This is a genomic window from Streptosporangium sp. NPDC051022, from assembly GCF_040683035.1.
Lineage (GTDB): Bacteria > Actinomycetota > Actinomycetes > Streptosporangiales > Streptosporangiaceae > Streptosporangium.
Map to the genome: position 1 here is coordinate 43,328 of NZ_JBFBCF010000001.1, position 24,206 is coordinate 67,533.

Genomic DNA, 24,206 nt, shown 5'->3' on the forward strand with positions numbered 1-24,206 from the left:
CGTCTTCCGGCTCCGTGGCTTCCACGTCGTCGTGTTCCGGTCTTCCGCGGCGCAGGGGCGTGTTCCGGATCTTCGGTTGTGTTGTGTTCCAGGTCTTTCGCGGTGCGGGGTTGGGGATCAGGCCTTTCGTGGTGTTGTGTCGTGGGCTTTCCAGGGCGCCGGTACGGCGGACGGCGGCGTTGATCCGGTCGGTGCCGGTGCCGGTGCCGGTGCCGGTGCCGGTGTCGGTGTGCGGTGCTCGGCTCGGTGCCGCTCCGGCGCGGCACCGAGGATCCGGTGCTGCGATCGTGAGCGTTCACCGGGTCGGGCGCCGCCTACCCGCGCCGATTCGCGCCGCCCCACTGCTCGCCGTACCGGCGCGCTTTGGGCGACCACGAACACGGTGAGGGAACTTCGGGCGACTGTGGATGTGGTGGGGAAGCCTCGGATGACCGCGGACATGAGAAAGCCTTGGGTGAGCACGGACATGGTTCTTGGGCGGCTGTGGACGTGGTGGGGAAGCCCTGGGGGTGCGGATATGACGAGGAGGCTGCGAGGGACCGCGGACGTGGTGGGAAAGTTTCGGGCGATCGCGGACATGAGAAAGCCTTGGGTGACTGCGACGTGGTGAGAAGCCTTGGGTGAGCACGGACGTGGCGGAGAGGTTCTGGGTGGTCGTGGGCGCGGTGAGGAGGTGGGGTGGAGACGGGCGGAGAGATGGGGACAGAGGTGGGTGAAGGGGGCATGTGGTCGCCGCATCAGTGGTCGTCGATGAGAAGTTCGTTCAGTGGCGTGCGGGCTCGCGGGCCCGCCGGGTTCGGCGATTGCTGTGTCGTCTGCTGCGCGGTGAGCCCCGGCTGAGGGGCGGCCGTCGACGGTCGCTCGGGCGCCGGAGCCTGGGCCCGCACCGTGGGGGAGGAAGGCTGGGCTGCCGCGGCCGGCTGCGAGGACTGGGGCGATGCGGCCGGTTGGAAGGCTTCGGGTGAGGCGGCCGGGTGTGGGGACCGGGTCGGCGCGGTCACCTGTGGGACCTGGGGTGATGCGGTCGGTTGTGGGGACCGGGGTGATGTGGCAGGGGGGAGGGGACGGGCCGGGGGCGGTTGGGGGGCCTGGGGCGGCGTGGTCGGTGAGAGGGAGTGGGGCGGTTCGGGGGAGGTGGGAGCGGGGAGCCGGGGGGTTTGGTCTTTGAGGCTCTGGAGCAGGTTCTGCAGCTGGCCGACGTGTCCGTCCAGGGTCTCCAGCACGCGGTCGCCGTGGTGGAGGACCAGGTCGTGCAGGTCGTCGATCCTGCGCCGCTGCACCGTGCAGGCGTCGTCGAGGGCCTGTACGGCCTGCCGGTGTCTTTCCTGGGTCTCCTGCTCCAGGGCCGTGGCCCTGTCGAGGGCCTCGCGCTCGATGGTCTCCGCGAGGGTGCGGGCCTCCGCCACGATCATCACGGCCTCCTGCTCGGCCCGCATGATCGTTTCGTCGGCGGACTGCTGGGCGCGCGCGACGATCCGTGCCGCGCTGTCGCCCGTCGACGGCGACGCCTGGCGGGAGGTGTGGCTGATGGCGGTCAGTTGGACGTTCAGCTGCTCGTTCTCCCAGAAGACCCGGCTGAGGGTGGCCTCCACCTCGCCGAGGAAGGTGTCCACCTCGGCCAGGTCGTAGCCCTCGCGGAGGCGGACGGTGGGGAATACCTTGTTGCGTATGTCGTGAGGGGTCAGCAGCCTGTTCTTACCGCCGAGGTTGGCGGCGGCGTGCATCCCGGACATTCCTCCGGCGGTGGGGGCGGGAGGGTGTTCGTGGTCTCCGTGGCCCATGCATCCTTCACTCATGCCTTGCCTCACCGAGCCTTTCGGGTTTCTTTCCGGGTGAATTGGTGTGGCGGATATGCGGGAGGGGAAACGTCGGTCGCGGAAAATCCGGGTTGGTGGGAATTCGACGGGTGACGGCCGTTCCGGAATGGCATGACCGGCCGGTGGGCTCCCACGCGGTGCCGCCCGGAGCGGAGAGCACGGAAGGCGGGGGGACGCGGATGGCGCCGCGCGGGAGCATCCGGTGCCTACCGGTCGGTCACGGCGGTGTCGTCACCGCAGCAGTGGTCGTCGTGCGCTTCGAGGTCTTCGTGCTCGTGGTCGGTGTGACGGCCGCCGGCGGTGCTCTCCGCGCAGCCGTGGTCGTGGTCGTGGTGGGAATGCTGGGAGTGGGGAACGGCGGGGAAGTCGTCGTTGGGAAGCTGCGCCACGGGAATCCTCCGGCTGCTCTGGGTGACCATTGTCGTCGGTGTTTTTCGCGTCTCCTGGAAGGCGTGCCGGAAACGCTTGTCCGGTAAGGGGAAAGGCGTCGGAAGCGCTTTTCGGGTTTTTTCTGGTTTGTCGGATGGAGTTCTTCGGTGCATCGGCCTCCTGCTGGTCACTGGGGCCGGCTGTTCCAGGAGGGGATGGTCCGCCGGATGTGCCGGGGGCTCAGCCGGTCTTCTCCAGACCGGGCCGGGTGCCGTCCGGGTCGGCCATGAGGCGCAGGAACGACATGGCGCGAGGGGTGGCCGGGTTGCTGAAGAAGGCGTTGGGGGGTTGCTCCTCGAGGATGTAACCGGCGTCCATGAACGCCACCCGATCGGCGACCTCCCTGGCGAAGGGGATCTCGTGGGTGATGATCACCATGGTCATGCCGTAGGCGGCCAGGCTCTTCATGGTCTGGAGCACCTCCGCGCCCAGTTCGGGGTCGAGCGCGGAGGTGGGTTCGTCGAAGAGGATGACCTCCGGCTCCATGGCGAGCGCCCGGGCGATGGCGACCCGCTGCTGCTGGCCGCCGGACAGCCGCGCCGGATACTCGTCGCGTTTGTCGCTCAGGCCGACGTGGGCCAGCAGGCGCTCTCCGGCCTCGATCGCGTAGGACCGGGGCAGGCGCCGTACGGAGATCGGTCCCTCGATGACGTTCTCCAGGACGGTCATGTGCGGGAACAGGTTGAAGTGCTGGAACACCATCGCGGTACGGGTACGGATGTCTCGGATCAGGCGGTTGCGGGAGCGGCTGTGGCCCGGGGACGGGTAGTCCACGGTCCGGCCGTGGACGGTGACGCTGCCCGCGTCGGGTTCCTCGAGAAGGTTCAGGCAGCGGATCAGGGTGGTCTTGCCGGAACCGGACGGTCCCATGATCACCACCACCTCGCCGCTGTGCACGGTCAGGTCCACGCTCCTGAGCACTTCCAGCTCCCCGAAGCGCTTGTGCAGGCCTCGTGCCTCGATGGCGACGGTCCCGGTCACGTGTAGGCCCTCCCCAGTCGCCGCTCCAGCACTTCCTGCCCGACGGACAGGGTGGTGTTGATCAGCCAGTAGACGACGCCCGCCGTCACGAAGGCCTCGACGTATCTGAAGGAGGAACTGCCGACGCTCTCGGCGACCCGGGTCAGCTCCACCACCGTGATCACCGAGGCGAGGGAGGTGTCCTTCATGAGCGCGATGAAGCGGCCGCCGATCGCCGGAGTGGCGACCCGGAGGGCCTGGGGGAAGATGATCCGCCGCAGGGCCAGGCCGTACGTCATCCCCATCGAGCCGGCGGCCTCCCACTGGCCCCTGTCGACGGCGAGGAGGCCGCCGCGGAAGTTCTCGCTCAGATAGGCGCCGGAGTAGAGGGTGAAGGTGAGGATCGCCGACGGGATGGGCGGGATCTGCACGCCGAGCTGGGGGAGCCCGAAGTACACGAGCATGATCTGGATGAGCAGGGGCGTGCCGCGGAACACCGAGACATAGACGATCGCGGCCGCTTTGAGCACGCGATGCCGGGAGACCCTGGCCAAAGTGACGAAGCCGCCCAGTACGAAGCCGAGCGCGAACGACACCACGCCGAGCAGGACCGTGACGGCCACGCCTCTGAGGAGGCTGGGCATCGACAGAGCGAGCAGGTCCATCAAACGCACTCCCTTCAGGTCGTGGGGGTTTCAGCCGGCCGGATTCGCCGGCGTTCTGCGGAGTTCGGCCGCCATGTCGAGACCGTCGAGCCACCGGCGGGAGATGGCCGACAGCGTCCCGTCGCCGATCATGTCGTTGACGGCCTTGTCGACGGCCTGCTTGAAGGCGGGCGAGCCCCTGCGGAAGGACATGGCCAGGACGTAGGTGCGCAGGGCCGGGCCCACGGGGGTGACGGTGAGACCGTTCCTGGCCGCCAGGTAGACGCCCTGGAACCAGGAGACCAGCGCGGCGTCGGCCCGTCCGCGTGAGAGGTCCGTCAGGCCGAGGATGGCGTTGCGGTAGGTCCTGACGTCGGCGTTCGGGATACGGGTGCGGGCGAACTCGGCCTGTACGGTGCCCTCGGACACGGCGATCCGTTTACCGGCCAGGTCGTCGAGGCCGCCGATGGAGGTGTCGCCGGTGCGGACGAAGACGGAGATGCGGTTGACGGCGTAGGGCCGGGAGAAGTCGACCTCCTTCCTGCGCTCCGCGGTGATCGTCTGCCCGGCGATCACGATGTCGAAGCGGCCGGCTTGGACGCCCCCGACGAAGCTCGCGAAGTCGACCCCGATGAACTCCACCCGGGCGATGTTCAGCCGCCTGGCCACCTCGCGGGCGACGTCCACGTCGTAGCCGGCCGGGCGGGTGCCGCCGTCGAGGAAGTTCCACGGCGGATTGGCCTCGGTGAGGGCCACCCGCAGGGAACCCGCGGCGCGTACCCGTTCCAGGGTGTCGCCGCCCGGCGGTCCGGAGCACGCGGTGGACGTCACGCACATCAGGACCACCAGGGCGAGCACGCCCGTGACGGTCTCTCGGGAGAGGAGTCTCCTGATCATCGTCCGGTGACCTCCATGGTCGCGAGCGCGCGACCTCCACGGCGACGGTGGGGCGTTCGGCGCGCCACCCCATTGGTTTTCCTACGTTCGGTGACCTTTTCGACGCCGTGCGTAGCGACTTTCGGGCGGCGTCTTCCCCTGTTGACGATCATGACTGGGTCCGGGCCTTCGGGGTGGGGGAGCGGGGGGGTGGGCGGCTCATCCTCGCGGGGACAGGTAGTGCGGCCCGTGCGGATCGGTGCAGTGGCCGGCGTCGACGCATTCGTTCTCTCCTGTCTCGCCGTCCGGGGCGAGGTCGACCTGGAGGGTGGTGTGCGTGATCCCGTAGGAGCGGGCGAGCAGGCTCTGCAGGCGGCGCCGTACGGCGTGGGAGTCGCTCTCCGGGCGGACGAACACGTGCGCCGATAGGGAGGAGTAACCGGAGGTGAGCTCCCAGACGTGCAGGTCGTGGACCTCGGCGACGTCGAACTGGCTCGCGAGCCGCGCGCCTATCTCCGCGGGGACGAGCCCGGAGGGCGCGGCCTGCAGGAAGATCCGGCCGGTTTCGCGGATGAGGCCGTACCCCGCCTTGAGCATGAGCGTCGCCACGACGAGGGTCGCCACGGCGTCGGCCCGGGTGAAACCGGTCAGCAGGACGACCAGCCCGGACACGGCGGTGGCGATGAAGGCGTAGAGGTCGTTGAGGATGTGCTGGAAGGCCCCTTCGACGTTGAGGCTGGATCTGTCGGCCCGGCTGAGCAGCCAGGCCACCGCGATGTTGACGACGATGCCGGCCAGCGCGGTGGCCAGCACCAGGTTGCCCTCGACCTCGGGTGGTGTGATGAGCCGCCGGACCGCCTCGTAGAGGAAGAGGCCGGCGAGCAGCAGCAGGGTGGCGCCGTTGAGCTGTGCCGACAGGATCTCGGCGCGCTTGAGCCCGTAGGTGAAACCGCCCCGGGGTGGGCGGGTCGCCAGCCGCATCGCCACCAGGGCGAACACGATCGAGGCGGAGTCGGTCAGCATGTGGCCCGCGTCGGAGATCAGCGCCAGGGACCGGGCGAGGAGCCCGACGACGACCTCGCCCGCCATGAAGAGGGTCAGCAGGGCGAGGGCGGCGGTCAGGTAGCGCCGGTCGGCGTCGGCCGAAACCCCGTGCCCGTGCCCATGTCCATGTCCATGCCCGTGTCCCTGCTGGCGGCCGTGGTCCTGTGCGCGTCCCGGTCCCGGTCCCTGTCCCTGTCCCTGTTTGAGGCTCCACTCGTGCTCGTGCCCGTGGGCGTCTTCCGGCTTCCCGGGCTCCCGGCGTCGTATCCGCGCGGGCGCGGGCCCGCGTTCGTGCCCGTGCCCGTGTCCGTGACCGTCATGGTGATCATGCCGGTCGCCTTCGTGGTGCGATGAGTCCATGGGACCTCCTCCGGCGGGCGGCGCTAACGGATCTCGTCGGTGAATCCCACGTCCTGGGGATGGGGGGCGTGGCGGACGTGGGACAGGCCGAGGTCCAGCAGCATCCGGATGTGGGAGTCGTCGAGGCGGTGGTAGGCCATGCGCCCGGACCTGCGCACCCGTACGACGTGGTGGGCGCGGAGCAGGCGCAACGTGTGTGAGACCGCCGACTCGCTGTGCCCGCACGCCGCGGCGATGTCGCACACGCACATCTCGCCGCCCTCCAGCAGCGCGATGATCACGCGCAGGCGCCCCGGATCGGACAGCAGGTCGAAGACTCTGGCCAGCTCTTCGATCGACGTCGTCTCGGGCATCGCCTCGGCCACCGCGAGGACCCGGTCCGGATCGACCATTCGTACGGCGCAGCCATCGGATTCGGTAACGACATATGAAGCTCTGCTCATATGAAGAAGCGTAGAGAGCGTTTCTGGTTATCGCCAGATCCGGTTACCTGAGAATTGCCGGATGGTTCGATCCGGCGCATGAATAAAGTATAGATCGCGTCATTTGATGGGAATTGCGAGATGGGATGACGGCGCTCTCTCACGAGGTGGGAGAGGGGGTCGGTGCTGTTCTCGGTGGCGCGGTGAGCGCTCGACCGGGCATCGGGAATGGCATTTAGCGGCTGATTTCATCACCTCGAATACATAGCCCGATGTGAGGTTTCTTTCCGTTCTGTCGCTCCGGATGGAACCCTGAGTAGGAAGGGTGCTCCGGGCGCCGCCGTCGGCCGGACCGAGGACCGAGGGGGAGGGGCGGCGACGCGCGCTGGACGGCAGACGCGCACTGGACGGCAGGCGCCCCGATCTGGTTCAGCCGGCCCTTCCGCCGCCCCGCCGACCGATGCCTGGACCGCTGAACCCGTGATCCGGCCGCGTGTCCCCGGCCGACGCGGCGGGCCGAGTGGCCGGGGTACGCGGCGGGGGTACGCGGTGGGTGAGGCTCAGGCGGGCTGTTCGCCGCCCTGCCGGGGGGCCGCCTGGGCCCGCAGCCTGGCGGCCTGCTCCTCCAGCTGCCGTGCCTGCTCTTCGAGAGAGACGGCGGAGGCGGGCCGGGCGGCCGGAGCGGGCTGGGCCCGGGGCTCGTCCTCCTCGTGCAGCTTGGTCGTCTCCGCCTTGAACACGCGTAGAGACCGGCCGATCGAACGGGCCATGTCCGGCAGCTTCTTCGAACCGAAGAGCACCACCAGGACGAGGGCGATGATGAGGATCTCACCGGCTCCCAGATCTGCCATGACGCATCCTTACCTGTGACAAGAAGTCTTCCGTCATCGATCGTACGTGCAGGTCCGGCCGCTCCCCGGCGCGGCCTCGGCCTGTCCGCCCGTCCCGGAGACGGCGGCGACGGCCCGGCTTCTCCGGGAGTTCGCCGGGGGGCGAGGGTTCGGTGGCCGTCGATCACGGCAGAATAGGGGCAGGAGGATCCCGCCCAGAGAAAGCAGCCCCCATGGACTTTCGTGATGATGCGGACCTCGACGCCTCCCAGGTGGAAGACGTTGGCGGCGGTGGCGGCGGTGGTGGCGGGTTCTCCGGCGGAGGGCTCATGATCGGCGGTGGCGCCATCGGCATCGTCGCGCTGGTCGTGGCACTGCTCCTGGGAGTCGACCCCAGCGCTTTGCTCGGGGGTGGCGGCGGTGGCGGAGATTCCCGGCCCGCCGTACCGGCTCCGACCGCGGATCTGGGCAGCCGGTGCCGTAAGGGCAGCGACGCCGACCAGTCGGAAAAGTGCCGGGTGGTCGGGGTGGTCAACAGCGTGCAGGCCTACTGGCGCAAGGCGCTCACCGAGCGCGGCAAGGAGTCGTACCGCGACGCCAGGACCATTCTGTTCACCGGTTCGGTGAACACCGGCTGCGGTCAGGCCGGTTCGGAGGTCGGCCCGTTCTACTGCCCCGCCGACGGCCGGGCCTACATCGACCTGGGCTTCTTCGACGAACTGGAGAGCCGCTTCGGCGCCAAGGGGGGACCGTTCGCCCAGGCGTACGTGATCGCCCACGAGTACGGCCACCACGTGCAGAACCTGATCGGCACCTCGCGGCGGGTCGGCAACGACCGGCAGGGGGCGCAGAGCGCCTCGGTCAGGCTGGAGCTTCAGGCCGACTGCTACGCCGGGGTGTGGGCGAAGAACGCCGTCGACACCGGGTTCTACGAGGGGCCGTTCTCCTCGGCGGACATCCAGGAGGCGCTGGACGCCGCGGCGGCGGTCGGCGACGACAGGATCCAGCGGCGCACCCAGGGCAGGGTCGATCCGGAGGGCTGGACGCACGGCAGCGCCGAACAGCGGGTGAAGTGGTTCACCACCGGTTACGAGACCGGTGCCCCCACCCGGTGCGACACCTTCTCCGGCGGCATCTGACACCCTCCGGCGGCACCCGGCACCCGGCACCCGGCACCCGGCACCCGGCACCCGGCACCCGGCACCGATCGGTCGCCTGGTCCGGGGAGTTCAGAGGGGGCCGTCGTCCGGCGCGGGCGTGACGGCGAAACCGCGGCGGAGGGCCGACAGCCCGGCCTCGAACCAGGCGTCGTAGTAGGAGGTGCTCGCCGACCGTGTGGCGGGGCCGTCACCGGGCGGCGTGCCGACCTGTGCCAGGGCGTGTCCCAGGACGAAGACGGCCACCGACTGGAAGGCGAACTGGATCCGTTCGACGGTGACGCCCGCGTGGTCGACGGTTTCGAGGATCGGGGTCAGGAGCGCTTCGGCGGTCGCGGGGCTGACCGGGTGGGTGGCGAGCAGCGGCACCGCGGCAGGGTGGCCGAGCAGTACGTCGCGGTAGCGGTGACCGAAGCCGGCCAGGGCGTCGGTCCAGGGGGTCCCGGGGGCGGGCCGCGTGGCCGCCCCCGCGGTGAGGTGGTCGACCACGGCGGCCAGCATGGCGTTCTTGTTGGGCACGTGCCGGTAGAGGGCCATGGCCTCGACGCCGAGAAGCGCTCCGACCCGTCGCATGGACAGCCCGTCGAGGCCCTCGGCGTCGATCACGGCGAGGGCCGCCGCGATGATCTTCTCCTCGCTCAGGACGGCGGGCCGCCCGCCTCGTGATCGTTGTGGTGCGCTCATCCGCCCAGCGTAGTGACGCTCACACCGACCAGCATGACCAGGCACAGCACGCCCACCACCATGTGCTGGACGTCGATGACCACGGCGCGGCCCTCGGTGGGCAGGATCTTCCAGGTGCGTGCGTATTCGCGCAGGTAGGCCTCGCGCTGGGCGGCGAAGCTGATCCCGAAGTAGGGCAGCCACCAGCTGACGACGTGCCCGGCCACCGTCAGGAGGGTGAGGACCAGCGCCACGACGTTCGCCTCCAGCGCGATCGCGACGGCGATCGCCGCGAAGACCGGGTAGTTGACGGCGGCCATCGTGAGCCGTTCGCGCACCGACTGGGCCTCCAGGTCGTTGAAGGGGAACATGGGCACCCACTCGGTGACGACGAGGTAGGCGACCATGACGAGGGGGGTGACGAGGGCGAGCGTGTGCATGCGGTACCTCTCCTATTTGTTTATGGCGTAAGTTTACGTCATAAACAAATAGGAGATCCGGCCTCTCCGGGCAGACGGACCTTTCGGGAGGGGCGGAGTCCGCCGTCCAGAGGTCCGTGGCAGGTGGAGGGCGGGTCGTTTCCGCCCGCGGAGGCCGGTTCTCGGTGCATCCGCCGATCACGGCAGTTCCTTGCACACAACCGGCGATCACTGAAAGTAAGATCACGAAAGTGAAGAGTAGTCAGATGGTGTCCCGGCTCACGAGAGCGGCGACCGGCGGACCGCGCCGCGTCGTGCTGTTGATCGGGCAGCTGGGACTCGGCGGCACCGAGAAACAGGTCTTCCTCCTGGCCACGGGACTGGTCCGCAGGGGGGTCAGGGTCACCGTGGTGACACTGCACTCGGAAGGCCCCTATCGTGACGAGCTCGATCGCGCGGGTGTCGCGGTGCACAACGCCGGGTTCGTCGGGCTGTCGGCGGGCCTGACGGCCTTCTGCCGCAACCTGCTGGCGACGGCGCGCCTCGTCAGGCTGATACGGCGGCTCAGGCCGGACGTGCTGCACGCCTTCCTGTACCACGCCTACGTGATCGGCGTGCCGCTCGCCAGGCTCGTCCGGGTGCCCGTCGCGGTGGCGGGGCGGCGCAGCCTGAGCGACTTCAAGCAGGGCCGACGCTGGATCTTCGCGCTGGAGCGCGTGACCACCCGGCTGACGCAGCATGTGGTGGCCAACGCCGCCGCGGTCGCCGAGGACGCCGAGACGGTGGAGGGCATCGCCCCCGAGAAGCTCAGCGTGATCTACAACGGCCTGCCCGAATCGGCCTTCTCCCCCGTCGCGCCCGCCCGGATCGTCACCGACCTGCCGGTCGTGTTCAGCCCGGCCAACCTGAAGACGTACAAGGGCCATCACTTCCTCATCGAGGCCGTCGCCCTGCTCGCAGCCCGGGGCACACCGTGCACGCTGGTGATCGCGGGTGAGGGACCCACGCGCGAGGCGCTCCTGCGGCAGGCGGCGGACGCGGGCGTCGACCTGCGCCTGCTCGGCGAGCGCAGGGACATCGCGGCGCTGATGAACCGGGCCTCCGCGGTGGCGCTCGCCTCACTCTACGAGGGGATGAGCAACGCGATCATGGAGGCGATGGCGGCGGCCAGGCCGATCGTCGCCACCGCGGTCGGCGGGACCGGCGAACTGCTGAACGGGCGCGGCCTGCTGGTTCCCCCCGCCGACCCCCGGGCCCTGGCCGACGCACTGGAGCGCGTGCTGCACGATCCCCACCTGGCCGCCTCCCTCGGCGCCACCGCGCGCGCCTGGGCGCGGGACAACCTCACCGTGGACACCATGATCAGCCGGCACCTGGGTCTCTACCGGCGCCTCCTGGAGAGGCGATGCGCGGGATAGCGGACGCCGTCTCCCAGGCCGTCCGCCGGCGGGACACGACCGTCACGCGTCTGATCCACCTGCTTCTGACCCGCCTGACGCTCGTCGTGGCCGGCGGCCTGACCAGCGTCATCGTGGCGCGTGTCCTGGGACCGGCCGACCGGGGCGCCTACTGGGTGATCGTCACGATCGCGACCACGGCGACGGCACTGGGAAACCTGTCGGTCGAGCAGTCGCAGACCACCCTGTGGACACGGGAGGCCGACCGTCCGGCGATCACGGCGAACGCGCCGTGGCTGGGCCTCGCCGTCGGCTCCGTGGCCGTGTTCTTCGCCGTGCTCATCACCGTGCTCGCCGCGGTGTTCCTGCCGGGCACGGGGGCGATGCCCGTCACGGACCGGTCCTCGCTGGCCTGGGGACTGGCGGCCGTACCGTTCATGATGGCGATCGTCTACGTCAACAACGCGCACGTCCTGCACGCCCGCACCGGCGTCGTCAACCGGGGGACGCTGGCCGGGGCGGCGGTTCAGTGTTCGGCGCTGGTGGCCCTCGGGGTTCTCGGACGTCTCACCGTCGAATGGGTTGTGATCATCTGGACCGTCTCGGCGGTGACGAACCTCGCGGTGCTGCTGCCGTCCCTGCCGGTGCGCCTGCCGCGTGACCGGCCGCTGATCCGCCGCACGCTGTCGTGCGGGCTGCGCTACCACCCCGGCTCCGTCTGCAACTTCCTGCTGCTCCGGTCCGACGTCCTGGTCCTCAACGCGATGAGCACCCCGACGGCGGTGGGGATCTACTCCATGGCGGTGGTGCCCACCGAGCTGTTGCGGGTCATGGCCGACACGGTGGTCCAGGTCGTGCTGCCCCGGCAGATGGAGGCCGGCGAGGAGACGGCCGCGCTGTACACGGCGCGGGCGATCCGGATCACCGTCGCCCTGTCCGTCGTACCGGTCGCCCTGTTCTGCCTGGCGGGCCCGGCCCTGGTGGTCGCTGTCGTCGGCCCGGCCTTCGCCGGGTGCGTCGTCCCGATGCTGGTGCTCGCGCCGGGCGTGGCGGCCGTCGCGGTGGCGCGCCCGGCCGCGGCTCACCTGCTCCGGCTCAACCTCCCCGTCCGCACCTCGCTGATGTACGGCGGAGCCCTGCTGGTGAACCTCGTCCTGAACATCCTGCTGATCCCCGGAACGGGGGTGACCGGGTGCGCGCTGGCGTCCACGGTCGCCTACACGGCGCTCGCCGCGGCCCAGGTGGGCTGGTTCGCGCGCTCGACGGGGGTCCCCCTGCGGCGGCTGGTCCCGGGCGCCGTGGAGGTGCGCGAGATCGCCCACCGGCTCAGCGGGCTCGGCGGGCTCGGCGGGCTCGGCGGGCTCTCAGTCCGCGCGCCGGAGGCCGGACCGCTCCACGAGGTGCCGGACACGTCGTCCCGTGGGAGGCCGGACACGCCGTCGGCTGAGAGGCCGGGGACACCGTCGCGGGATCCCGCTCCCTGAGCAGGGTCCCCAGTCCGACCCAGAACGGTGCGCTGACCATCAGGTTCGCCAGAAAGTTGCCGAACAGCAACACGACCGCGTAGGCCGCGACCGTCCCGGCCAGGACCTGCTCGCAGGCGCCCGTGGCCCGGCGGATCCCCCGGCCGACGAGCAGCGCCAGCAGCAGCGCGGAGGCGACGCCCGTCTCGGCGGCCAGCCGCAGGTAGTCGTTGTGCGTGTTGATGAAGATGCCCGGCTCGGGGGAGCGGGCGGCGCGCTCGGGGAAACCTCCGTAGCCTATTCCGCGCAGTGGGTGCTCGCCGATCAGCCGGAGGGCGAGGAGCGCGGATTCCCTCCTGACCTCGTTGTTGTGCTCCAGTTCGGCGGTGCTGCGCCCGCCGCCGCTCACGTCGAACGTCCCCGGTGCTGTGGCGGCCGCCACCGCCATGACCGCGATCGCGAGCACGAGCAGGAAACGGGCGGGACGCGAGACGCGCAGCAGGGCCGTGGCGGCCACACCCGCCACGGCCGCGAACAGCGCGCCCCGCGACTGGGTGGCGACGAGCGCGACCAGCGTGATCACGCCGGGAGCGGCCCAGAGCGGCGCGCGCCTGACGCAGGCGATCCCGAAGGACGCCACTGTGGGGAGCACCAGCAGGGCCCCCAGATAGTTCGGGTTCAGCTCGAACCCCTGCAGCCGGGTCCCGGCCTCGGCGTCGCCGACGAGCAGGGCCGCCGCCGCGACGCAGGCGCCGGACCACACGATCACCGTCAGCAGCCGCCACACGGGGGGTGACACGACGACGGAGACGGCGAAGATCGCCAGTCCGGCCGTCACCTGCATCATGTCGTGAAAGGCGTCGTGACTCGGCCCCCGCATGCCGGAGGGAAAGGCCCAGCCGGTCACCAGCAGCAGGGCGAGGACAGCCGTGATCATGTGCTCGGGGCCGACTTCGAGCCGTCCGGGGGACCCCAGGCACACGGCGGCCGTCACGAGCGCCAGCAGCGGGGTGCTCCACCAGGGCAGCCCCAGTGCGCCACCGGCGACGGCCAGCGCCGGCATGAGCAGCCCGCCGCGCCACGGACGCCGGACGAACACGAGCCCGCAGAGCCCGCTGAGCGCCGCGACCGTCGGCCAGGGAAACCACAGAACTCCGGCGATGAGGAAAGGCGTCACAGCCATTGCCGGAACAACGAATGAATTCGGCGAAGGCGGTTTCAACGGTGTGAATCCCGCCGTCATGACAGGCGTCCCACCGGGCGGTGTCTCCGCCTCCGGTGCCGGTCCCGCCACGGGAGGCGCGTACCCAGCGTGTTGCCGAAAGGCCTCCGTGCCATGGTCTATAACGTATCGCAGTCGGCTGATCACATCGCGAACGCGATGCCGGGCGCGGCCGGGCGGGCGATGAGGAGAAAACGTACGAAGACACAGCGGTGCGACCACCCGGCACGGGTGAAACGGGCTTCGGGTCATTCATTCCGGGCGCCGTGGTTTCCGTGGTTTTCCATGTTTCTTGCGTTTCCTGCATTTCCTGTGTTTTTCATCGGCCATCGTCGCGAGAGGTGAACCTCCGCAGTGAACCTGCTCTCCTGCCTGGGGCTCGTATGGAAGAACCGGCGGTTCGTCGCCGGGGCGCTGGTGCTGTCCGTGGTGACGGCACTGGTGCTGACGGCCGTAACCGTCCCCACCTACGCCGCGAGCGTCTCCATGCTGGTCTCCGCCAGCAACCAGGAAGGGGGCACCATCACCGCCTACCAGGCGGCCCTGCTCTCCCAGCAGCGCATGCAGTCGTACGCGAACCTGCTCACCAGCAGAAGGGTGGTCCGGGCCGTCGCCGGGGAAGGTGACGTGGAGGAACTGCGCAAGCGCATCGAGGCGGAGGCCGTACCCGACACCGTGCTGCTGCGCGCCACCGTCACCGACGACGATCCGCGCCGCGCCGCGTACCTGGCCGACTCCCTCAGCCGGGCCTTCGCGAGACTGATCGACGATCTCGAATGCCCGGCCCAGTGCCCGGACGGGGCGAAGGTGAGCGTCTCCGTGGTCGACCGGGCGGAGGTGCCGGTCACGCCGATCAGCCCGCGCCCGCTGGTCAACGTCGGGCTGGGCGCGCTGATCGGCCTGGTGGTCACGGTGGGGGCGATCATCGTGGGAGACCGGCTGAACACGACGATCAGGACCCCGGAGGGACTGCGGGAGGCCGCCGGGGTGCCGGTGCTCGGTGAGATCGGCCACGAGCGCGCCGCCCGGCCGTACCCGCTGATCGCCGGGCGTGGCGAGCCCCTCCCGCAGGCCGAGGCCCTCCACACGCTGCGGGCGAACCTGCAGTTCATGGAGACGGGGCACCGGCCCAGGTCGCTGGTGGTGACCGGTTGCCTCCCCGGCGAGGGCGCCTCCTCGGTCTGCGCCGCCCTCGCCGCCGTCCTGGCCGAGGCGGGATGGCGGGTGACCCTGGTCGACGGTGATCTGAGGCGGCCCAGTCTGGGCGCCTACCTGGGGGTCGGCGACCGGCCGGGGCTGACCGACGTGCTGGCGGGCCGGGTGGAGACGGCCGCGGCGACGCGTCGCTGGGACGGGCCGTCGGGGCGCCTGGCCGTACTGCCCAGCGGGCCGCTGCCGGCCAGCCCGAGCGTGCTGCTCGGCTCCGGGAGGATGCGTCTGCTGATCGACGAGCTCGCCGGAGCCTGCGATCTCGTGATCGTCGACACGCCGCCCCTGCTGTCGGTCGTCGACGCGGCGGCGCTCGCGGCGAACTGCGACGGGGCGCTGCTGGTCGCCAGGCACGGTGTGCCGCGGCAGCAGGACCTGGCGCGGGCCGTGGGCCTGCTGTCCTCCGTCGGCGCACGCCTGCTGGGAACCGTGCTGAACTTCGCGCCCGCCCACCGGGCCGACGCCCGGGACTACACCGCCCGTGCGCCGGTGGACCCGGCCCTGGATGTCGTCTCGCCCCCGGCGGGCGCCTGAGCCTCCCGTGCCGGTGCCGTCAGAGGGCCGCGAGGGATTCCAGGGCGGGTAGCGCGGCGGCGAGGGCGGTGCGCTGGTCCGGGGGGAGGGCGGCGATGCGGGCGGTGAAGAAGGCCGAGCGGTCGTCGCGGAGCCGGGCGAGGCGGGCGCGTCCCTCCTCGGTGAGGGTGAGCAGGGACGCGCGCCGGTCGGCGGGGTCGGGGGTGCGGGACAGCAGGAGCCGGGTCTCCAGACTGGCGACCAGCCGGCTCTGCGTGGGGGCGCTGACGCCCTCGTGGGTCGCCAGGTCGACCAGGCGGACCGGGCCCAGGGCGTCCACGGCCGCCAGTGTGGAGACCTGGCCCGCGGTGAGCGTCTGCGGGGCCTGCTGGCGGGCACGGCGGGTCAGGCGGGCCAGCGTGACACGCAGCCGGTCGGCGAGTTCGGCGTCGGTGAGTGTGACGTTGGGTGATTCGTCGATCATGCGGCCTTCCACTACCTCGGTCATGATTCGCCCACGGTAACCGCCTTCCGGGGCATGGGGTCATCCTCGTGCACATATCGGCCGCCGCGCAGTAGCGACGCGACGGCGGCGGCCAGTGAGATGACGATCGCGAGGGTGAAGACGATGACCAGGCCCTGGTGGAACGGGCCGGAGATGAGATGCGGGAAGTAGGAGCGGCCGGTGAGCGCCCCGGCGTCGGACGGGCCGAGCCTGGCGAGCGTTCCGGTCGGGGCCAGCAGGCTCTCGATCGGGTTGTAGCCGAGGAAGGCCGCGAACAACGTGCCGACCGGCGGCAGGCCGCCGATCTCCGCGGCGATCCCGGACGGTACGCCGTGCTGGACGAGGCCCGCGGTGAGCGTGCGGGGAAGTGTGTTCGACAGGCCCGCGATCATCAGGGAGAAGAACACGCCGATCGACAGGACCATCCCGGCGTTGGTGAACGTCGCCACCATCCCGGAGGCGGCGCCGCGCTGACCGGCCGGGACGGCGTTCATGATCGCGGTGGTGTTGGGGGCGGCGAACAGCCCGGAGCCCACCCCGTTCAGGAAGATCAGCAGCCCGAACAGCCAGTACGGGAAGTCGGTCGGGATGAGCAGCAGCCCGGCGAAGGCCAGCGCGGACAGCACCAGCCCGCCGGAGGACAGCGCCCGCGCGCCGTACCGGTCGGACAGGTGTCCCGAGACGGGACCGGCCACCAGGAACCCGACGGTCAGCGGCAGCAGGTAGATGCCCGCCCACAGCGGGGTGTCCTCGAAGTCGTAGCCGTGCAGTGGCAGCCAGATCCCCTGCAGCCAGATGATCAGCATGAACTGCATGCCGCCGCGCGCGATGGCGGTGAGCAGCCCGGCGGTGTTCCCGGCGGCGAAGGCGCGGATGCGGAACAGCTCCAGGTGGAACATCGGCTGCGGCACCCGGGTCTCGATCACGCAGAACGCGGCCAGTACGGCGACGCCGCCCACGATCCCCGCGATCACCCACGGGTTCGTCCAGCCCATGGCGTGCCCGCCGTACGGCTGGATGCCGTAGGTGACGGCGGCCAGCAGGGCCGTCAGCCCGATGGCGAACGTGGCGTTGCCGAGCCAGTCGACGCGGGCGTGGGAGGCCCGGCGGGCGGTCTCCCTGAGCGACCTGTAGGCCCAGAGCGTCCCCGCGATGCCGATCGGCGCGGAGGCGAAGAACACCAGGCGCCAGTCGATCTCGCTGAGCAGGCCGCCCGCGACCAGTCCGATGAAGCTGCCTGCGATCCCGGCGACCTGGTTGACGCCCATCGCCATGCCCCGCCGCCCGGCGGGGAAGGCGTCGGTGAGGATGGCGGCGGAGTTGGCCATGAGCAGCGCGCCGCCGATGCCCTGGAACACCCGCCAGCCGATCAGCCACAGCGCGCCCCCGTCGCCCTGGAACGGGTCGAGGGCCAGGGCGAGGGTGCCGACGGTGAACACCGCGAACCCGGCGTTGTACATCCGGACGCGGCCGAACATGTCGCCGAGGCGGCCGAGCGTCACGACGAGGACGGCCGAGACGAGCATGTACCCCATCAGGATCCACAGCAGGTAGCTGACGTTGCCCGGTTGCAGCGGGTCGAGGTGGATGCCCCGGAAGATGGCCGGCAGAGAGATGATCACGATCGACGAGTTGACGGTGGCGAGCAGCATGCCCAGCGTGGTGTTGCTCAGCGCGACCCAGTGATACTGCTTCGTCCGCATGAGTGACCCCTCAGGGGATTAGTTGCTTATGCTAACTAACAATAACCGCGCCGGAATCACCGGAAAAGTCTTTTCGGGGACGGCGATCCAAGGGTCCGGAGGGTCCGGAGCGATGATCTGCGGGGGACGGAGGGCCCGGGGTACGGCTCCGCCTGCGAGGGAAGGCCGCCCGCCCCCGGCCGGGTGTGACATCACCGAGGCGGGCCGAGGTCGTCCCGGGGCGGGAGCGGGAGCGGGAGCGGAGGTCGTCAAGGTCCGCGGGTCGCCGGGGCCCGCAGGTCGCCGCGGTCGGTGGCGGGCGCACGGCGGGTCACTTCTGGAGCACGTCTTCGGGGGCGCCGGTGCCGGAGCCGGGGCCGGGTGGTTCGGGGCCGGGTGGTTCGAGTTCGTCGGTTCAAGACCGGAACGGCCCGGTGGTGGGAGAGGTCCTTCGAGCCTCTTCCACCACCGGGCCGTCGGTTCACGGCGGTGGATCACCCGGGGGTGATCTCACACGACCTGGTGGATCTCTTCGCGGACCGGTCTCGGCCGGTCGGTGGGACGGCCGCCGGTCCGGTCAGCCGGCGGTCGCCGTTCGGTCATCAGCCGACGGTCGCCGTTCGGTCAGCCGGCGACGCGGCCGTCGATTCCGGCGCCGGGGACGGCCCTGGCCTTCTGGGTCCTGGCGGTCACCGCGGTGCCGGCGCCGGGCAGGTTCTTGCTGTAGGCGTAGACCACGGCGGCGGTGGCGATCGCCCCGGTGTTCAGCGCGAGGGCCTTGTCGCTGATGTTGGCGATGGTGTCACAGGCCTGGTGGTAGCAGCTGTCGTAGGGCGCTCCGGCGGTGCCGCCGAACAGCTTCGCCTCCTCGGCCGTCTTGATGCCCTCGGCGCCGGTGAACAGTCCTCCGGAGGGGATGCCGACCGCGATGAACGGGCCGTAGTCGGAGCGGCCGTCGAAGTCGGTGCCGTTGTGGCCCTGGCGCAGGGTGTCGTAGTACTTCTCGAACAGCTTCTCGATCTCGTCGGAACCGGCGGGACCGGCCGGGGCGCCGGTGGCGTCCGAGTCGTCACCGTCGTAGATCTTGAGGGCGTAGTTGGTCGAGGCGACCATGTCGAAGTTGAGGTACAGCTTGATCTTGGCGAGCTGGTCGGCGGCCAGGTCACCGACGTAGAACTGCGAGCCGAGCAGGCCCAGCTCCTCGCCGCTCCACCAGGCGAAGCGCAACTTGTTGACGGTGGGGATCCTGCCGAGCGCCTCGGCGACGGCGAGGTTGGCCGCGCTGCCGGAGCCGTTGTCGTTGATGCCGGGACCGGCGAGCACCGAGTCCAGGTGGGCGCCGATCATGACGACCTTGTTCGGGTCGCCCCAGCGCGAGTCGGCGATCACGTTGTAGGTCGTGCGGCTCTCACTGGTGGTGTCGGTCTTGAGGTGCACCACCGTACCCGCGGAGGAGGCCAGGTCCTGGCCGACGGCGAAGCTCACTCCCACGACGGGGAGGGCGATGTCGGGGGAGGAGAGCGTGCCCTGGAGGGTGGCGGTACGGCCCGGCTGGCCCTCGTTGAGGATGATGACCGCCGAGGCGCCCGCCGCCTTGGCGTTGCGTGCCTTGATGGCGAAGGTGCAGGTGCCGCGCTGGACCAGCGCGATGTTGCCCGGGGTGAAGCCGGCGAAGTCCGCCGCCTCGCAGCCGGAGGTCGAGCCGGGCTCCGGGCTCGGCGGCAGGGTCAGGTCCACGTTCTGCACGGTCGCGGTGACGTCGCCGGAACCGGAGTAGGTCATGGTCGCGAACTCGCCGAGCGACGAGCCGTCCGGCGGGGTCGGGGTGTAGGTCCTGGGGTTGGGGGAGATCCGCGCCAGCGACGCGGCCGAGTTCTCCGAGAAGAAGCCGAACTCGAACGGCTGGAGGGTGACGTTGTAGCCCGCCTTGCGGAGCTTGCCGGCGACGTAGTCACGGGAGGCGTCGTGTCCGCTGGTACCGGCGGCACGGGTTCCGTGGTTGGCGTTCGCGATGTTCTGCAGCGCCCGCAGGTGGTTTTTGACCGTGGGGGCGGTGATCGAGTCGATCAGCCTGTTCTGGGCGGCGCTCGGACCGGGCTCGGCCTGGGCCGGCGCGATCAGGGCGAGGGGGAGGCTGAAAGCCGCGGCCAGGGTGGCGACGCGGATCACGCCTCTGCGTGATTTCATGCGCATTTAGGATCCTCCACTGCTGTGAAGTACGGAAAAGTCCCCCGAAGCGCCGCTGAATGAAATCCGTTAGGTGACGCTGAACGGAACTTAACCGTCCGGCGGCCTTAAGGAAAGAGTCTTTACTGAGAAAACGGCGCACCGAGAACCCCGGTGCGCCGCCGACCTGCGTGATTCGGTCCGTCAGTCGTCGTGGATATCGCCCGGATTGCAGTAGTCGATCTGGTCGGTAGTCTTGAACGGGCCGTTGATGATCTTCCTGACGAACTTCCCGGTCTCCAGGATCTCCTCCGCCGAGGCCTCGTAGGTGAACTCCTGGCCGGCCTGCAGCCGCCGGTCACCGATCAGGACCGCCCTGTGGACCCGGTAGATCGGGGCCCACGGACAGCAGTAGTAGTGGCTGGCGGTCACCGAGACGTCGCCGCGCTCGATCCCCTGGTTGATGTCCTCCTGGTAGCGCAGGGTCTGGGCGGGGTTGGGGTCGTGCCGCCACAGCTCGGTGATCGACTCGATGGCGCGCGCGTCCCTCTTCCACCGGTCCAGGGTCTTCCGGTCGGTGAGACACCACGGGTCGAAACCGGGCTGGCCGGGACGCGGCAGCTTCTTGCGGGGCTGCCCGGTGGCGGTGCCGCCCTGGGCGGGGGTGTCGTCCCGGCCGCCGTGGCCGGGCACGCCGTACGTCTTGAGCAGGGTGGGCATCGCCACGAGCTGACCCAGGTGGTGGTAGGTCTCCAGGGCGCGCCGCAGGCGTTCCTCGATGAGCTCGTGCAGCTGGGCGTCGGCGGTCGGCGAGTACATGTTGGCCGCGTAGTCCGCGGCGGTGGCGGCCTCGGCCGCGATCTGCCGCAGCCGGTCGCGGTCGGCGTGCCGCTCCTCGGGCACGCCCGCCGCCTCGAGCAGCGCCAGCGCCAGCTCCGCGTGCTCCTTGATCGCGGCACCCGCCGCGATCATCGCCTCCAGATGGGCGCGCGGGCAGGGCTCGACCTCCACCCAGCCGGGCAGGTCGGCGGGCAACGAGCCCGGATCGGAGATCTTGAAGCCGGGGTTGGCCGCGGCCTGGCGGGCCAGCGACAGCCATCCCTCCACCTGGCCGAAGAACGCCCACACCTGCTCGGCGGTGACCTTCGGCAGATAGCCGACCGTCCGCGCGTCCGCCCGATAGTCGGCCTCGATCATCTTGTCGCCGAGAGTCTGCAGGACGAACGCGTTCCAGGCGTACAGCTGCTGCGCCGAGACCGCCTCGGAGGCGCTCCACGGATCGATTCCCTCGACCGCCAGCCCCCTGCGGAGGACCTCCACCTCGTCGAGCACCTGGTAGACACCGATGCCGGCCTTCTGTACCGACTCCAGGGTGGTGGCCGGAACCTCGTTCTTGAACCCCGCGATGACGCGCGTCAGTAATCCCGGCTTCTCAGACATTCGTCTCCCATCATTGCCTCGTCAGATAACTGACGTGTGATCGGCGACCAGGGTTCCCATTTTCAAGGGGGCGCCGTACGGCGAATCAGGCGATAAGCCATTGGTCCTGTGAATATGACGGGCGATATCCGGCCGGTGACCATCCGCGATGGGACGTGACGCGCGGGACGGAACGCGGCACGGTGGAATGGCAAGAAACGGTGCAGAACGGAAAGGGGCGCCTTTTCTATGACACCGGTACGACTAGGTGTTCTTCTCGTCTTCCGGGATGGGGCTGTTCTGCTCGCGGACGTACTCCAGCAGGTCGGCCTCGTCGATGACCTCGTCGGCGGGCGGGGCGGTGACGGCGAGACGGAATCCCCAGTCGGTGTAGTGCGTGTCGGTCCGCTTGACCAGCGGATTCCTTCCCTCTCCCGTGGTGTCGGCGGTGACCAGGCGCTTGGGCAGACCGTCACGGCCGGTCCAGAGCCGCCAGGAGACCCTCCCCTTGCTCTTGCCGCCGATGGGGCGGCCCGAGATCGGGTTGACGAAGGCGCCCTTGGAGATCCGGCTCAGCTCCTTGTAGCTGACGGCGCCCCGGTAGAGGAAACCGCCGGAGACGGGATCGCTCGTCGAGCGCTTCAGCACGGCCCTCATCACGGACGGGTCGTACACGTCGATCGGCTGCAGGCTGACGTCCCGGGCCATGTCCCGGTTCATGAGTCCCCGGTGCTTGTTCGGGAACCGGATCCACTTCTTGCCGTCGGGAACCGGTCCGGGATAGTGCTCGGCGGCGTCGTACACGTCTTCGCCGACGCGGATCACCCGGTAGGGGACCGGTTTCTCGGACGGAGGCTCGCCGGGCTTGGGCCGGGAAAGGGCCCACCAGGTGAAGTCCGCGGCCACCGGGCCCGACGGGGCGAACTGGAGACTGCCCTTGATCCGGAACCAGTTCCCGGAGACCGTCGACTTCCCGTCGAAGAAGTATCGGCTGGTCTCGGAGATGCGGACGCCGTGCTCGTTCCGGAACTGCCGCTTGATCGCGCGCGCCGGATCGGAGGTGCCCGCCTGCGCGGCGGCGGGACTCGCGGTGACCGGTACGGACGCGATCAGTACGGCGACCGCCAGGGCAGCCCATCGTCTCATGAGGCATTCGTCCTTGTTCTTGAGCTTTTGAGGCATTCACCGGAAAGGCGAAGCTCGAAGGAGATGGTAACGATCGTGCTCCACCGGTGCCCGGTCCGGCAATCGATCTCGCGCTCGGAACCGTGTCCCTCGTCGTCTTAGGCGATCCGGCCACCGTCGACCTATAGGAAATGGGTCTTCACGATTCCTCCGCGAGCATGCGTCTCTTTCGAGAGTGATGCTCTCTGTTGTGGCAATCATGTCGTCCGCTCGAACGAGAGTCAAGAGCGGTGCTCTCTGTTTGGTGTGGTGATCTCGTTTGGGGGGTGGAGGTGTTCGCGCGAGAGGGGTGTCCTTCCCTGCGGGCCCGGGGGCGAGGGCTCGCCGTGCCCGGAGGGATCGCCCGGGGGGTCTTTTCCCGCACACCGGAACCGCATACTTCCGACATGTGGGGCATAACTCATAGAAAGCCCACCAAATCCCTACCTGAGGGGGAACGATGACCACAGCAGGAGCAGGGAAGACGGTTCAGGACATGATGCACCCGGACGCCCGGTGTATCGGCGAAGGCGACAGCCTGCGCACCGCCGCGCGGATGATGCGTGACCTGAATGTCGGCGCGTTGCCGATCTGCGGGGACGACGACAGGCTCAAGGGCATCATCACCGACCGTGACATCGTGATCAAGTGCTGTGCGGAGGGCAAGGACCTCGACCGGACCACCGCCTCCGAGCTCGCCCGCGGGCTGGTGTGGATCGACGCCCACAGCAGCGTCGAAGAGGCGCTGAACATGATGGAACAGCACCAGATCAAGCGTCTGCCCGTGATCGACAACCACCGCATCGTCGGCATGATCAGCGAAGCCGACCTGGCCAAGGAGCTGCCCGACGACAAGCTCGCCGAGTTCGTCCACCACGTCTACGGCCGCGTCTGACGGATCCGGTCATCGCGTCCGTTCTGCCGTGCCGGTGGCGAGTCCGGCCGGAGACGGACCGCCACGCCCCACTTCGCCGGGCCGCCACGCGCGGCCCGGCGGTGAGGTGGGCCGAGGAGCCGCCGAGGAGACTGCGGGGCGGGGTCGCCCCCGGGCCACCGCGGGTCTCCATCCCTGCGCCGCCCCCGTGATCCCTGTGCCGCCCCCGTGCTGTCCTCGCGCCGTCACCGTGTCGTCCCCCGTGGCGTGGTCTCGGGGCCGTGAAGAGTTCACCGTACCTTTGGCGATCTTTGCCTTATCTGACCTGATTTGAGCGGTGATTCTGATGGGTGTCCGCCCCCCTCGCATCCCCCGCAAGGAGGCCTCGTGCACACTTCACAGCGTCCCCGACCTTCCTGGACGGCACGGCTCACCGTCGTTCTCGTCGCCCTCACGTCCCTGATCGGCGTGGCCGGCGTCACCACCCCCGCCAACGCGTCGGTCTTCGCCTCCTGCACCATCTCCCGGTGCTCCGACGCGCGCTCGGTCAACGCGATCTGGGCCGGCAAGGGCTACCCCACCAGCAGCGGCTGGTACTCCTGGCCGGATGGCAAGTACAACTACACGGGCGGACGCTTCTACAACCGCGAGGGGCAGCTTCCCAGCGGCGCCACCTACTACGAGTACGACGTGTACTCCCGGGCGCAGGGCGCCGCGCGTGACGCGTACCGGATCGTCGTCAACCGCAGCACCGGCGTGACCTGGTTCTCGCCGAACCACTACACCGACTTCTACCGGCTCTAGGGACTCCCGCGGCGTCCGCCGCGCCGGGCCGGCGGTGTCCACCGGGGCCGGCGCGGGCGGTCGCGGGCGGGCGCGCGCCGGGCCGTGCTCCTCCAGTTCGTCGGCCAGGCCCTCCTGCTGGTCGGCCATGCTGATCAGCGCCGACCGCTCCGCGGCGTCGGTGGGTC

At 70.0% G+C, this 24,206-nt stretch carries 21 protein-coding genes and 1 pseudogene; 6 read left to right on the forward strand and 16 right to left on the reverse strand.

The genetic code is table 11. From position 1 onward, the window contains the following. Window positions 1-737: 737 nt before the first annotated feature. From AB0N02_RS00200 to tatA, 8 genes are all read right to left on the reverse strand, one after another. Window positions 738-1,781 carry a DivIVA domain-containing protein gene (locus AB0N02_RS00200; RefSeq protein WP_363940737.1) on the reverse strand — a complete coding sequence of 348 codons (1,044 nt, stop codon included), beginning with the start codon at window positions 1,779-1,781 and terminating at the stop codon, window positions 738-740. A gap of 242 nt (window positions 1,782-2,023) precedes the next feature. Then, the gene (locus AB0N02_RS00205; protein WP_363940739.1) at window positions 2,024-2,206 is read right to left on the reverse strand and encodes a hypothetical protein; all 183 of its coding nucleotides are present in this window, start codon (window positions 2,204-2,206) and stop codon (window positions 2,024-2,026) included. Between the two features lie 220 nt (window positions 2,207-2,426). Continuing rightward, window positions 2,427-3,227 (reverse strand): amino acid ABC transporter ATP-binding protein, encoded by an 801-nt coding sequence (locus tag AB0N02_RS00210; protein WP_363940741.1) that lies wholly within the window; start codon window positions 3,225-3,227, stop codon window positions 2,427-2,429. Next, entirely contained in the window at window positions 3,224-3,871 is a 648-nt protein-coding gene (locus AB0N02_RS00215; protein ID WP_363940743.1) for an amino acid ABC transporter permease, read from the reverse strand. Before AB0N02_RS00215 ends, AB0N02_RS00210 begins: the two co-directional genes overlap by 4 nt. A gap of 30 nt (window positions 3,872-3,901) precedes the next feature. Then, the gene (locus tag AB0N02_RS00220; RefSeq protein ID WP_363940744.1) at window positions 3,902-4,747 is read right to left on the reverse strand and encodes a transporter substrate-binding domain-containing protein; all 846 of its coding nucleotides are present in this window, start codon (window positions 4,745-4,747) and stop codon (window positions 3,902-3,904) included. A gap of 198 nt (window positions 4,748-4,945) precedes the next feature. Next, on the reverse strand, window positions 4,946-6,130 hold the full coding sequence (locus tag AB0N02_RS00225) for a cation diffusion facilitator family transporter (RefSeq protein ID WP_363940745.1): 1,185 nt from the start codon (window positions 6,128-6,130) through the stop codon (window positions 4,946-4,948). A gap of 23 nt (window positions 6,131-6,153) precedes the next feature. Beyond that, the gene (locus tag AB0N02_RS00230; RefSeq protein ID WP_363940747.1) at window positions 6,154-6,573 is read right to left on the reverse strand and encodes a metalloregulator ArsR/SmtB family transcription factor; all 420 of its coding nucleotides are present in this window, start codon (window positions 6,571-6,573) and stop codon (window positions 6,154-6,156) included. A 539-nt stretch (window positions 6,574-7,112) separates the two neighbouring features. Next, on the reverse strand, window positions 7,113-7,403 hold the full coding sequence (gene tatA, locus AB0N02_RS00235) for a Sec-independent protein translocase subunit TatA (protein ID WP_363940749.1): 291 nt from the start codon (window positions 7,401-7,403) through the stop codon (window positions 7,113-7,115). A gap of 212 nt (window positions 7,404-7,615) precedes the next feature. On the opposite strand from tatA, the gene AB0N02_RS00240 reads away from it, so the two are divergent. Next, window positions 7,616-8,521, forward strand: a complete 906-nt coding sequence (locus tag AB0N02_RS00240; protein ID WP_363940751.1) for a neutral zinc metallopeptidase — start codon at window positions 7,616-7,618, stop codon at window positions 8,519-8,521. Window positions 8,522-8,611: 90 nt separating this feature from the next. Here AB0N02_RS00240 and AB0N02_RS00245 read toward each other — a convergent pair whose 3' ends face one another. Further along, entirely contained in the window at window positions 8,612-9,223 is a 612-nt protein-coding gene (locus AB0N02_RS00245; RefSeq protein WP_363940753.1) for a TetR family transcriptional regulator, read from the reverse strand. Further along, complete coding sequence (locus AB0N02_RS00250; RefSeq protein WP_363940755.1) at window positions 9,220-9,642, reverse strand: hypothetical protein; 423 nt, start codon at window positions 9,640-9,642, stop codon at window positions 9,220-9,222. Before AB0N02_RS00250 ends, AB0N02_RS00245 begins: the two co-directional genes overlap by 4 nt. A gap of 230 nt (window positions 9,643-9,872) precedes the next feature. Here AB0N02_RS00250 and AB0N02_RS00255 point away from each other — a divergent pair, with 230 nt between their 5' ends. Both AB0N02_RS00255 and AB0N02_RS00260 read left to right on the forward strand, forming a co-directional pair. Continuing rightward, window positions 9,873-11,039 carry a glycosyltransferase gene (locus AB0N02_RS00255; protein WP_363940756.1) on the forward strand — a complete coding sequence of 389 codons (1,167 nt, stop codon included), beginning with the start codon at window positions 9,873-9,875 and terminating at the stop codon, window positions 11,037-11,039. Next, the gene (locus AB0N02_RS00260; RefSeq protein ID WP_363940758.1) at window positions 11,027-12,502 is read left to right on the forward strand and encodes an oligosaccharide flippase family protein; all 1,476 of its coding nucleotides are present in this window, start codon (window positions 11,027-11,029) and stop codon (window positions 12,500-12,502) included. Before AB0N02_RS00255 ends, AB0N02_RS00260 begins: the two co-directional genes overlap by 13 nt. A 169-nt stretch (window positions 12,503-12,671) precedes the next feature. On the opposite strand, the pseudogene AB0N02_RS00265 reads toward AB0N02_RS00260, so the two are convergent. Next, window positions 12,672-13,955: pseudogene (locus AB0N02_RS00265) on the reverse strand (O-antigen ligase family protein); the annotation flags it as partial. Between the two features lie 102 nt (window positions 13,956-14,057). On the opposite strand from AB0N02_RS00265, the gene AB0N02_RS00270 reads away from it, so the two are divergent. Next, the gene (locus tag AB0N02_RS00270) at window positions 14,058-15,446 is read left to right on the forward strand and encodes a polysaccharide biosynthesis tyrosine autokinase (RefSeq protein WP_363940760.1); all 1,389 of its coding nucleotides are present in this window, start codon (window positions 14,058-14,060) and stop codon (window positions 15,444-15,446) included. 19 nt (window positions 15,447-15,465) lie between these two features. On the opposite strand, the gene AB0N02_RS00275 is transcribed toward AB0N02_RS00270, so the two are convergent. The 5 genes from AB0N02_RS00275 to AB0N02_RS00295 all read right to left on the reverse strand — a co-directional run bounded on the left by AB0N02_RS00275 (window position 15,466) and on the right by AB0N02_RS00295 (window position 22,343). Beyond that, window positions 15,466-15,933: a MarR family transcriptional regulator gene (locus AB0N02_RS00275; protein WP_363940762.1), complete on the reverse strand. Its 468-nt coding sequence runs from the start codon at window positions 15,931-15,933 to the stop codon at window positions 15,466-15,468. Further along, on the reverse strand, window positions 15,930-17,633 hold the full coding sequence (locus AB0N02_RS00280) for an MFS transporter (protein WP_363940764.1): 1,704 nt from the start codon (window positions 17,631-17,633) through the stop codon (window positions 15,930-15,932). Before AB0N02_RS00280 ends, AB0N02_RS00275 begins: the two co-directional genes overlap by 4 nt. Window positions 17,634-18,236: 603 nt before the next feature. Next, window positions 18,237-19,799, reverse strand: coding sequence for a M28 family metallopeptidase (locus AB0N02_RS00285; protein WP_363940765.1), 1,563 nt, complete (start codon window positions 19,797-19,799; stop codon window positions 18,237-18,239). Window positions 19,800-19,982: 183 nt separating this feature from the next. Then, window positions 19,983-21,218: a hypothetical protein gene (locus AB0N02_RS00290; protein WP_363940767.1), complete on the reverse strand. Its 1,236-nt coding sequence runs from the start codon at window positions 21,216-21,218 to the stop codon at window positions 19,983-19,985. 243 nt (window positions 21,219-21,461) lie between these two features. After that, window positions 21,462-22,343: a hypothetical protein gene (locus tag AB0N02_RS00295; RefSeq protein WP_363940769.1), complete on the reverse strand. Its 882-nt coding sequence runs from the start codon at window positions 22,341-22,343 to the stop codon at window positions 21,462-21,464. Between the two features lie 478 nt (window positions 22,344-22,821). Between AB0N02_RS00295 and AB0N02_RS00300 the strand changes: the two genes are divergently transcribed. After that, entirely contained in the window at window positions 22,822-23,256 is a 435-nt protein-coding gene (locus tag AB0N02_RS00300; RefSeq protein ID WP_363940771.1) for a CBS domain-containing protein, read from the forward strand. A 366-nt stretch (window positions 23,257-23,622) separates the two neighbouring features. Beyond that, a complete protein-coding gene (locus AB0N02_RS00305) occupies window positions 23,623-24,039 on the forward strand; it encodes a ribonuclease domain-containing protein (RefSeq protein WP_363940772.1) in 417 nt (138 codons plus the stop codon). Window positions 24,040-24,206: the final 167 nt, after the last annotated feature.